Source organism: Mesorhizobium sp. M7A.F.Ca.MR.362.00.0.0 (assembly GCF_004023175.1).
Classification (GTDB): domain Bacteria; phylum Pseudomonadota; class Alphaproteobacteria; order Rhizobiales; family Rhizobiaceae; genus Mesorhizobium.
In genome coordinates, this window is record NZ_RZTF01000143.1 from 4,850 (window position 1) to 14,412 (window position 9,563).

Annotated in this window: 11 protein-coding genes and 1 pseudogene (1 of these 12 cut by a window edge); 9 read left to right on the plus strand and 3 right to left on the minus strand. The window is 63.7% G+C overall.

All coding sequences use genetic code 11. The annotated features are described in order from the left end of the window. On the plus strand, positions 1-1,150 hold the end of the coding sequence (locus EOC06_RS18345; RefSeq protein WP_128308444.1) for an autotransporter outer membrane beta-barrel domain-containing protein. Its footprint begins 1,655 nt before the window's first position; the window shows 1,150 of its 2,805 coding nt (coding positions 1,656-2,805); its start codon lies beyond the left edge, outside the window; the stop codon is at positions 1,148-1,150. A gap of 52 nt (positions 1,151-1,202) precedes the next feature. Here EOC06_RS18345 and EOC06_RS18350 read toward each other — a convergent pair whose 3' ends face one another. Together EOC06_RS18350 and EOC06_RS44850 are read right to left on the minus strand one after the other, a co-directional pair. Further along, positions 1,203-1,826, minus strand: coding sequence for a LysE family translocator (locus EOC06_RS18350; protein ID WP_127270197.1), 624 nt, complete (start codon positions 1,824-1,826; stop codon positions 1,203-1,205). A 96-nt stretch (positions 1,827-1,922) separates the two neighbouring features. After that, positions 1,923-2,045, minus strand: a complete 123-nt coding sequence (locus EOC06_RS44850) for a hypothetical protein (RefSeq protein ID WP_127270199.1) — start codon at positions 2,043-2,045, stop codon at positions 1,923-1,925. Between the two features lie 238 nt (positions 2,046-2,283). Here EOC06_RS44850 and EOC06_RS18360 point away from each other — a divergent pair, with 238 nt between their 5' ends. From EOC06_RS18360 to EOC06_RS18395, 8 genes are all read left to right on the plus strand, one after another. After that, complete coding sequence (locus EOC06_RS18360; protein WP_127322091.1) at positions 2,284-3,051, plus strand: L,D-transpeptidase; 768 nt, start codon at positions 2,284-2,286, stop codon at positions 3,049-3,051. Positions 3,052-3,151: 100 nt separating this feature from the next. Beyond that, positions 3,152-4,318, plus strand: a complete 1,167-nt coding sequence (locus EOC06_RS18365) for a 6-phosphofructokinase (RefSeq protein ID WP_128308445.1) — start codon at positions 3,152-3,154, stop codon at positions 4,316-4,318. Between the two features lie 35 nt (positions 4,319-4,353). After that, on the plus strand, positions 4,354-5,073 hold the full coding sequence (locus tag EOC06_RS18370) for an MBL fold metallo-hydrolase (protein WP_128308450.1): 720 nt from the start codon (positions 4,354-4,356) through the stop codon (positions 5,071-5,073). A 248-nt stretch (positions 5,074-5,321) separates the two neighbouring features. Continuing rightward, the gene (locus tag EOC06_RS18375; protein ID WP_128308446.1) at positions 5,322-6,842 is read left to right on the plus strand and encodes a DegQ family serine endoprotease; all 1,521 of its coding nucleotides are present in this window, start codon (positions 5,322-5,324) and stop codon (positions 6,840-6,842) included. Between the two features lie 150 nt (positions 6,843-6,992). Further along, positions 6,993-7,604, plus strand: coding sequence for a sulfite oxidase-like oxidoreductase (locus EOC06_RS18380; RefSeq protein ID WP_128308447.1), 612 nt, complete (start codon positions 6,993-6,995; stop codon positions 7,602-7,604). Continuing rightward, entirely contained in the window at positions 7,601-8,347 is a 747-nt protein-coding gene (locus EOC06_RS18385; protein ID WP_128308448.1) for an FAD-binding oxidoreductase, read from the plus strand. Before EOC06_RS18380 ends, EOC06_RS18385 begins: the two co-directional genes overlap by 4 nt. Positions 8,348-8,447: 100 nt before the next feature. Further along, the gene (locus EOC06_RS18390) at positions 8,448-8,681 is read left to right on the plus strand and encodes an AbrB/MazE/SpoVT family DNA-binding domain-containing protein (protein ID WP_127267350.1); all 234 of its coding nucleotides are present in this window, start codon (positions 8,448-8,450) and stop codon (positions 8,679-8,681) included. Further along, a complete protein-coding gene (locus EOC06_RS18395) occupies positions 8,678-9,085 on the plus strand; it encodes a type II toxin-antitoxin system VapC family toxin (protein ID WP_128308449.1) in 408 nt (135 codons plus the stop codon). The genes EOC06_RS18390 and EOC06_RS18395 overlap by 4 nt, the downstream gene beginning before the upstream one ends. Positions 9,086-9,107: 22 nt before the next feature. Here EOC06_RS18395 and EOC06_RS18400 read toward each other — a convergent pair. Continuing rightward, positions 9,108-9,563, minus strand: a pseudogene (locus tag EOC06_RS18400) (hypothetical protein); the annotation flags it as partial.

Here is a 9,563-nt window from a genome sequence, read left to right on the forward strand (position 1 = left end):
GCCGCCGACGCCGCCTCCGACCGAGGGCGACATCAACAACCCGCCGGTCGATCCGACACCGCCGGTGCAGGCCGCCGATCCGGAGCCCGAGCCGCCGCCGGCACCACCGCCGGCACCAGTTGCGGATCCGCCCCCGCCGCCGCCGGTTGTGCCAACGGATGTGCCTGACCTGCCGACACCGGCGGCGGGCGAGGAGATCCTGCTCTATCGCATCGAGGTTCCGGTCTATTCCGCCTTGCCCCCGGTCGCCGAACATCTGGCGATGACGACGCTCGGCACCTTCCACGAACGGCGCGGCGAGCAGAGCCTGTTGTCGAACACCGAGCTGTCGCCGGTCTGGGGCCGCATCTTCGGCCAGGACAGCAAGATGGCGTATTCAGGAACGGTATCGCCGTCCTTCGACGGCACCCTGTTCGGCCTCCAGGCGGGCTTCGATCTGTTCGGCCGCGAAACCGCGTCGGGCCAGACCGATCGCGCCGGCCTGTTCGTCGCCTATGCCAGCATGAATGGCGACGTGCGCGGCCAGGCGCTGGGCTGGGACAATCTGTCCGTCGGCAGCATGGATATCAACGGCACCAGCGTCGGCGGCTACTGGACCCGGATCGGTCAGGGTGGCTGGTACCTGGACGGCGTCCTCATGGCCACCTTCTTCGGCGGAGACGCAACATCGTCGCGCGGCATCGGCATCGACGTCGGCGGGACCGGTGTCACCGCTTCGCTGGAAGGCGGCTATCCCATCGCGCTGGGGCAAGGCTGGACGCTTGAACCGCAGGCGCAACTGGTCTGGCAGCAACTGTCGCTCGACGATGCATCGGACCGCTTTGCTTCGGTTTCCTTCGATACCGACGGCAACGTGACCGGCCGGCTCGGCGCACGGCTGCAAGGCGAAACAACGATCAATGGCATGGCGCTGCAGCCGTACCTCAAGGCCAACATCTGGCACGATTTCGGCGGCACGAGCCATGTCAATTTCGACACCACCGATATCTCCACCGAGGGCAGATCGACCTCGTTCGAGTTCGGCGGCGGTGTGATCGCCAAGGTGACGGACAAGGTCAGCATCTTCGCCACCGGCGACTACACCACCAATCTCGGCGGCGACGAGCGTCGGATCCTCGAAGGCAATCTGGGGTTCAGCGTCAAATGGTAAGGCTGACCATGATCCCGAAAAACAGTTTCGGGGTCATGGTCAGACAGAGAGCCTAATTGCTGGAGCGCATCGCCACCGTGGCGATGCCGGCGCCGACCAGCAGCGTGCCGCCGGTGCGGTTGAAGATGCGGATCGCCTTGGGATTGCGCACCACGTTGCGTGCGCGTGAGGCGATCAGCGCATAGCCAAAGGCATTGGCGAAGGCGAGCGCCAGGAAGGTCGTCTCGAAGATCAGCATCTGCGTCCAGAAATCGGCGTGCCGGTCGAGGAACTGCGGCAGAAAGGCGACGAAGAAGGTGATGCTTTTCGGGTTGAGCGCGGTGACCAGCCAGGCGTGCGCCATCATCTTGGCCGAGGAGACCGCGTCGGTGCGCGGTTCGGCTTTCAGCGCGCCGCCGGCGCGAAACAGTTTCACGCCGAGATAGATCAGATAGCCGGCGCCGATCAGCTTCAGGATGGTGAAGACACCAGCCGAAGCTGCCAGCAGCGCGCCGATACCCAGCATCGACAAGGTCATCGCGGTGAAGTCGCCCAGCGCCACGCCGATTGCCATCGGCAGAGCGGTACGCCAGCCCTGGCCCAGCGCGTAGGACACGACGAGAAGGATGGTCGGACCCGGAATGATGAGGAGGATCGTCGACGCGGCGGCGAAGGCGGCCCAGTTTTCGAAGGACATGCTCGTCTCCCTTGAGCTTAAAGAAGAGGATAAATCCTTAGGCCCAGGAGAATGTAAAGAGGCGATTTCCCTGACTGCGCCAGCGGCAGATCGGTGTCAGTTCGCGCCGCTCAGCGTGCTCACGATATCGGCCAGGCTGACATTGGCACCGAGAACGGTTGCCGCCGCGACAATGGCAGCGGCAAAAAGCTTGATGTCGGTTTTTAAGATCTTGCACATGGAGGCCCCTCGCTGATGGTTTGAGGAGTAGGAAACGCCGGCGCCGGGAATATGACCCGACCGAGGTCTTTTTGTGCAGCAGCCTTCGTTCAAGCCCAGGCAAGAAGGTCGGACATCGTCAAGGCCATGCGCAAATGCAAGCTGTGCAACGTCTTTACGCTTTATCAACCATGAATGATGAAAATGCCCGCTATCCGGCCGGACCGTGCTTCCCGCCGACAGCGTAGGGTCTGGGTATATGCGTGAGTTGCCGCAAGGTCTGACGCCGCCGCGAAATGGCGACGCAATCGAAACCGATCATCATCTTTCCCGCCGCGCCATCCTGTCCGGGGCAGGGGCGCTCGCGCTGCTGAGCGCCGCCGGTTGCTCGACCTCGGGCTTGGGTCTGCCGGCGCTCGAGCTCGACGACGTCACCACGGGTTCCGTGCGGCCGATCCGGCCAAGCATCAGCGTCGACAAGAACATCACCAGCCCCGGCGTCATGTATGCCGGGCTGACCGACGGCGGCTTCAACGTGCCGGAAGTGCCATATCTGAAGGTCAAGCCGGAATTCCGCCGCCAGATCGTCGTCGACACGACAGGCGAGGCGCCCGGCACCATCGTCGTCCATCTCAAGGAGCGCATGCTCTATCTCGTCCAGCCGGGTGGCGACGCCATTCGCTACGGCGTCGGCATCGGCAAGGATGGTTTCCGCTGGTCCGGCCGCGCCAACATCCAGTACGGCAGGGAATGGCCGACCTGGACGCCGCCGCCGGAGATGATCGCCCGCAAGCCTGAACTGGTGAAGTGGCAAGCCGGACAGCCCGGCGGCCTCACCAATCCGCTCGGCGCGCGTGCCCTCTACATCTACCAGGACGGCAAGGACACCGGCTATCGCATCCACGGCTCGCCCGAATGGTGGAGCATCGGCCAGGCGATGTCGTCGGGCTGCGTGCGCCTGATCAACCAGGACATCATCGACCTCTACAGCCGCGTCTCCAAGAAAAATCCGGTCGTCGTCGTCTGACGCTTATGCGGCGTGTTGGCGTCGCTCGAAACTCCCGTTGCGCGATGCAGCAAGACAGGCCAAGGTGCCTTGAAAACCATCGCGCCGGGAGAAATCAAGCATGGCTGGAACGTTTGTCATCGCGCAGGGCGGCGGCCCAACCGCCGTCATCAACCAGACGGTTGTCGGGGCGACACTGGAGATCCGCAAGCGGCATCCAGGTGCCAAGGTGCTGGGCTCAATCCATGGTGTGCGCGGCATCCGTGACGGCAATTATGTCGACCTTTCCGCCATCCCCGAGGACCGGCTGCGGCTGATTGCCGGCACGCCGAGCGCCGCCCTCGGCTCGACCCGCGACAAGCCCGACGCCGCCTATTGCGATGTCATCCTCAACGGCCTGAAGAAGGCCGGCGCCGACGCCTTCATCTATATCGGCGGCAACGACACGTCGGGTACCCAGCAGATCCTGACCGATGCCGCCGGCGGCTCAATTGCCTTCGTCCATGCGCCAAAAACCATCGACAATGATCTCGAGGAAAACGACCACACGCCGGGCTTCATTTCGGCGGCCGAGTTCGTCGCCGGCGCCTTCCTGTCCGTCGATCTCGATTTTCGTGCGCTGCCCGGCATCTATGTCGGCATCGTCATGGGCCGGCATGCCGGCTTCCTGACCGCGGCTGCCACTGCCTGGCAGCTCGACCCCGACAGCGGCCCGCACCTCGTCTACGTGCCCGAGCGCCCATTCTCGGCCGCCGGCTTCATCGACGACGTCCGCGCCACGCTCGATCGCCACAAGCGCTGCATCGTCGCCGTTTCGGAAGGGGTCAGCACCGCCGACGGCAAGGCACTGGTCGAAAGCCTGGTGCCGCCGGACAAGCTTGAGCGCGACGCGCACGGCAACGTCAAGCTGTCGGGCAGCGACCTGCCGGCCGCACTTGAGCGCGCGTTGGCGGAAGGCCTGCCGGGCAAGCGGGCCCGCGTCGATGCGCTCGGCTACATGCCGCGCGGCTATATCGGCGCCATCAGCGCGGTCGACGCGCAGGAGGCGTTCGATGCCGGCGCTTTCGCCGTCACGGTCGCCGAACAGGGCGGCGGCTCGGTGGCGCTGCAATATGACGGCACCAGAACGGTGCTGAAGAAAGTGCCGCTCAAGAACGTCGCCGGCAAGACACGCCACATGCCGGACGATTTCATGAAGCCCGATGTCAATCAGCTGTCGGATGCCGGCATGGCTTATCTCAAGCGGCTGGTGCCGGAAAAGTACAAGGTCGGGAAGCCCTTCGTCTGATGCCCGGCTCAAACTTGATGTCAGGCTCACAGGTGATGCCCGACTGGTTCAGCAGGAGCGTCGTCGACGACAAGACGACGATGCTGACCGAGCCCTTCGTCCATGCCTATGTTCGGGCCAATATCTGGCATCTGCGCGGTCGCGATGCCGATTTGCTGGTCGACACCGGCATGGGCATCTGTCCGCTGGCGCCGCAGATCGAGACGGCGGAGGGCAAGCCGCTGCTGGTCGTTGCCACCCACATCCATCTCGACCACGTCGGCTCGCTGCATGAATTCCCGTTGCGGGCAGGGCCAAGGATGAGCGCGGCTCGGTTCGAGACCATGGATGAGGCCGCGACCTACGCCTACATGTTTCATGACCTCGAGGGTGCCGTCTCGAAACCGCCGGCGCCTGGATGGAAGTCGGCCGACTACAGGATCCCGCCCGCGCCGTTGACGCGAACCCTGGACGAGGGCGATGTCGTCGATCTTGGCGACCGGCAATTTCGCGTGCTGCATTTGCCGGGCCATTCACCGGATTCGATCGCGCTGTTCGACGAGGTCGACGGCCTGTTCTTCAGCGGCGATGCCATCTACGACGCCATGCTGATCGACGACCTGCCGGATTCCGACCGAGCCGCCTATATCAGCACGATGCGGCGTCTGCTCGACCTGCCGATCCGCATCGGTCATGGTGGACACGGACCGAGCTTCGACGGCAAGCGCATGCGCGAGATTGCCACGGCCTATCTCGAGCGAAGCGCCGGTGGCTGAGGCTCCAGCGAGACAGCAAGGTGCCGCCCGACGACTTTGCGGCCCTGCCGCCGTGCGGATATTAAATCTTCGTAAGGTCGCCCTAAAACCCTAAATCGGGCCAATCCGCGCCCTAGATGCAAGGCCGTCGATCCGGTTGGCTGCCATGTAGGCGAGACGGGCAATTGCGACCTCGACACGCCGATGACCGATTTCCCCGCACGGGAGAGGCCACGGCGCTGGATCAACTCTCGCCCGGACAAACGACCATGTCAGATATCCTTCGTAGGCATCGCGTCGCGGCCTTGCTGGGCGCTGCGCTGATCATATCCCCCTTCGTCATGTCTTTCGCCCAAGGCGAGGGCAACACCATTCCGACAACCCAGACGCCTGTCGCCGGCATCACCGCGCCCAATGGCTCGTTCGCACCCATCGTTGCCGCCGACAAGCCGGCGGTGGTGACGGTCACCACCGTCATGAAGGCACAACCTGAAACGATGAGCGATGCATCTCCTTTCGACGGCGGCTCGCCCTTCGATGACTATTTCCGCCAGTTCTTCGGTGACCAGGGCATGCCGACGCCCAAGACGCCGCCACAACAGCAACCGCAGCGCGCCGAGGCGCTGGGTTCCGGCTTCATCGTCGGCGCGGATGGCACCGTCGTCACCAACAATCACGTCATCGATGGTGCCTCTTCGATCAAGGTGACGCTCGACGACGGCACCGAACTTCCGGCCAAGCTTGTCGGCCGCGATGCCAAGAACGATCTCGCCGTACTCAAGATTAAGTCGGACAAACCCCTGCCGACCGTCAAATGGGGTGATTCCGACAAGCTCATGCCAGGCGACCAGGTGCTGGCCTTCGGCAACCCGTTCGGCATCGGCACCACCGTCACGGCAGGTATCGTCTCGGCGCGCGGCCGTGACCTGCATAGCGGCCCGTTCGACGATTTCATCCAGATCGACGCGCCGATCAACCACGGCAATTCCGGTGGCCCGCTGGTGGATATCGCCGGCAATGTCGTCGGCATCAACACGGCAATCTATTCACCCAATGGCGGCAGCGTCGGCGTCGGCTTTGCCATTCCATCGGATCAGGCCCAGAAGGTGGTCGCCAAGTTGATGAAGGGCGGCTCCATCCAGTACGGCTATCTCGGCGTTCAGATCCAGGAGGTGACACCGGATGTCGCGAGCGCCATCGGGCTCGACCATTCCGGCGGCGCGCTGGTTTCAGAGGTCAACGACGGTTCGCCGGCGGCAAGGGCCGGCATCGAGACGGGTGACGTCATCACCAGCTTTGCCGGGCAGGACGTGAAGGATCCCAAGGACCTGTCGCGGGCGGTCGCCGATGTCGCGCCGGGCGCCAGGGAAACGGTCGATGTCTGGCGCAAGGGCAAGCCGATGCGGATTTCCGTCGATGTCGGCCAAAACAGCGCCGATGCGAAGACCGCGTCGCTGGACGACGGGTCCGACGCGCCGAGCGCCGGGCGCGCTCCCGCGATAGGACTCGGTTTGATGGATATAACGCCCGACATTCGCCAGCAGATGAACCTAGCCGGCAAGCAGCACGGCGCGGTGGTTGCCAGCGTCAACCCCGACAAAGCGGCCGCCGCTTCCGGAATTCAGGCCGGCGACATCATCGTTGCCGTCAATCAGGTGCCGGTCAAGAATGCCAGGCAGGTAACGCAGGCGATCGCCTTGGCCGGCAAGTCCGGCAGGAAATCGGTGCTCTTGCTGGTCGAGCGTGGCGACGCTCAAATGTACATCGCGGTGCCTTTTGCCAGTGGCTGAGAACTGGCGTTGACGTGAACATGGGACCGGCAGGTCCATCGGTGACGGTCCCGCCGGTCTCCGCCCCGCAAGATTTAGGTTGCCCGTCACGACATCTTCGAGAACATTGCGTCAGGCCGATAGTGGCCTGATTGCATGGGGATTGCCGCTATGGTCACCCGAGGTTTCTCTTCAGGACGGCGCCCGCCAGACGATGGCGATGCCCGCATCCCGCCAGGCCAATATCTGGAACAGGGTTTCCCGGTGCTGTCGGCCGGTCCGACGCCGCGCGTGCGTACCGAGGATTGGTCTTTCACGCTGAAACATGGGCCACGCCCGATCAAGAAATGGAACTGGACCGAGTTCAACGCGCTGCCGATGACCAAGATGACACGCGATATCCATTGCGTGACAGCATGGACCAAGTTCGACACGCCGTGGCAGGGCGTGCTGGTCGACGATATCCTTGCCGATGCGGGTGTGGAGCCGCCGACCGGCTTCATGCTGGCGCACGCGTTCGACGGCTACACCACCAACGTGCCGGTCAAGGACCTCACCGCCGGCAAGGCCATGGTGGCGCTGCTCTACGAAGGCAAGCCGATCACACCGGACCATGGCGGCCCGGCAAGGCTGCTGGTGCCGCATCTTTATTTCTGGAAGTCGGCCAAATGGTTGAACGGCCTGCAATTCACCACGCGAGACGAGCCCGGTTTCTGGGAATTGCGCGGCTACCATATCTATGGCGACCCATGGCGCGAGCAGCGCTACACGGACGATCCATGAGCGATGCGGCGGCAGTGCAGTCGCCCTGGCAAACAGCCGGCATCGTCCGCATCGAAAAGCGCACGCCGCGTGTCACCAGCTTCTTTTTCCAGCCTTCTCGGCCCTTCGCCTATCGCGCCGGGCAGCATGTCGACGTCAGGCTGACGGCGCCGGACGGCTATCAGGCGCGCCGCTCCTATTCCATCGCCTCCGCGCCCGAAACGAGCGGCGCAATCGAACTGGCGATCGAAAAACTCGACGATGGCGAGGTCTCGCCCTTCTTCCACGAGGTCGCGGCAGTGGGCGATGAAATCGAACTGCGCGGGCCGCTTGGCGGGCATTTCGTCTGGCCGGAGGATGAGAGTGGACCGCTTGTTCTGGTCGGCGGCGGTTCGGGCGTCGTGCCCTTGATGTCGATGCTCCGCCACCGCGCCGCGCGTAATTCAGCGGTGCCCGTCGTCCTGGTCTTTTCGGTCCGGGTCTGGGACGAAGTGATCTTTCGTCACGAGTTGATCGCCCTCGACGAACGCCAGGACGGCTTCGACCTGATGCTGACACTGACGCGCGAAGCCGCACGCCGTCCAGCCGACTATGCGCGGCGGGTAGACGTCGCGATGATGGTTCAAGCCATGACGCGGCTGCCGGAGCCGCCTGGCATCGCCTTCATCTGCGGCTCCAACGCCTTCGTTTCCGCGGCCGCCCAAGCGCTGATCGATGCCGGCGTTGCAGCGGAAATCATTCGCACCGAACGCTACGGAGTTTGAACGGACTCTGGCGGTTCGGTCGAGACACGATGCTTCAAGCCTTGAAAATCGACCGATGAGGTAATACCTTGTCGGAATATGGTATTACCAAGGAGTGAAGATGGCCACCACCGTCACGGCAAAGGGACAAGTGACCATTCCCAAACCCGTCCGCGACCTCCTGGGGATCGTCCCGGGCAGCAGAGTCGATTTCCGGCGCGCCGCCGATGGCAGCGTGGTGTTGGCTCGGGTTGACAGAAAGCCGCCTGCGAGCCGCTTCGCCAATCTGCGCGGCCATGCCGGCGAGGGGCTCACGACCGAGGCTATCATGGCGCTGACGCGTGGCGGAGCGTGACGTTCGTCGACACCAACGTTCTGCTCGACCTTGTTACGGACGATCCCAATTGGGCGGGCTGGTCGATCGCGCAACTCGAGGCGGCAAGCCTCGATGGGCCATTGTTGATCAATGATGCGGTCTATGCAGAACTTGCCGTTCGCTACATCAGAATCGAGGATCTTGAGGCATTTCTGGATGCGGCCGGTCTCGAAATGGCTCCGATGCCAAGAGCCGCCCTTTTCCTTGCTGGAAAGGTATTCACGCAATACCGCCGATCAGGAGGATCGAGGACCGGCGTCTTGCCTGACTTCTTCATCGGCGCACATGCCGCCGTCGCCAAGCTTCCGCTTCTGACCCGTGATGTCGGCCGCTACCGGACCTATTTCCCGTCCTTGAGGCTAATCGCCCCGGAACCCCGATAATTGCCGCATGGATATTCGCTGTTCAGCCGACCGGTGAGAAATCCGCCGACAGCAACTGGAAAGGCAAGGCGCCATAGGCGGCCACCGTGGCCGCGTCGTTCCACTCGCGAAACTGTCGCGATGGTCGCGCCTCGAGCGTCAAGGCAACTCGGGCGCCGTCGAGAGTCACCTTACCGCGAAAATGCAGCACGCGTTCCCTGCCGGACCGGCTGATGGCCATGGCGCGCAGGCGGGCAATATGCTCGCCACCGTCATTGATCTCCATCTCGATGCGGCGCCGGACCGGCGGAACGCCGATCCTGACGGTGATTTCGAGCATCATGTCGCCGGTCGTTTGCGGACAGGCGATGGCCTGCGAAAACACCAAAGGCGCCGATGCTGCTTGAGGCTTGCGCGCGGCCGATCTGCCGCGCCAAGGTGTGGCGGGCGGCTCCTGCTGCAACCGGCCCTTCTTCCGCTTCAGGCGCAACTGCTTGGC

Excerpts from the sequence above, each read along its gene's own strand:
- EOC06_RS18375 (WP_128308446.1), top strand. The coding sequence starts at position 5,322 with ATGTCAGATATCCTTCGTAGGCATCGCGTCGCGGCCTTGCTGGGCGCT.
- EOC06_RS18370 (WP_128308450.1), top strand. The coding sequence starts at position 4,354 with ATGCCCGACTGGTTCAGCAGGAGCGTCGTCGACGACAAGACGACGATG.
- EOC06_RS18385 (WP_128308448.1), top strand. The coding sequence starts at position 7,601 with ATGAGCGATGCGGCGGCAGTGCAGTCGCCCTGGCAAACAGCCGGCATC.
- EOC06_RS18350 (WP_127270197.1), bottom strand. The coding sequence starts at position 1,826 with ATGTCCTTCGAAAACTGGGCCGCCTTCGCCGCCGCGTCGACGATCCTC.
- EOC06_RS18365 (WP_128308445.1), top strand. The coding sequence starts at position 3,152 with ATGGCTGGAACGTTTGTCATCGCGCAGGGCGGCGGCCCAACCGCCGTC.
- EOC06_RS18380 (WP_128308447.1), top strand. The coding sequence starts at position 6,993 with ATGGTCACCCGAGGTTTCTCTTCAGGACGGCGCCCGCCAGACGATGGC.
- EOC06_RS18390 (WP_127267350.1), top strand. The coding sequence starts at position 8,448 with ATGGCCACCACCGTCACGGCAAAGGGACAAGTGACCATTCCCAAACCC.
- EOC06_RS18360 (WP_127322091.1), top strand. The coding sequence starts at position 2,284 with ATGCGTGAGTTGCCGCAAGGTCTGACGCCGCCGCGAAATGGCGACGCA.
- EOC06_RS44850 (WP_127270199.1), bottom strand. The coding sequence starts at position 2,045 with ATGTGCAAGATCTTAAAAACCGACATCAAGCTTTTTGCCGCTGCCATT.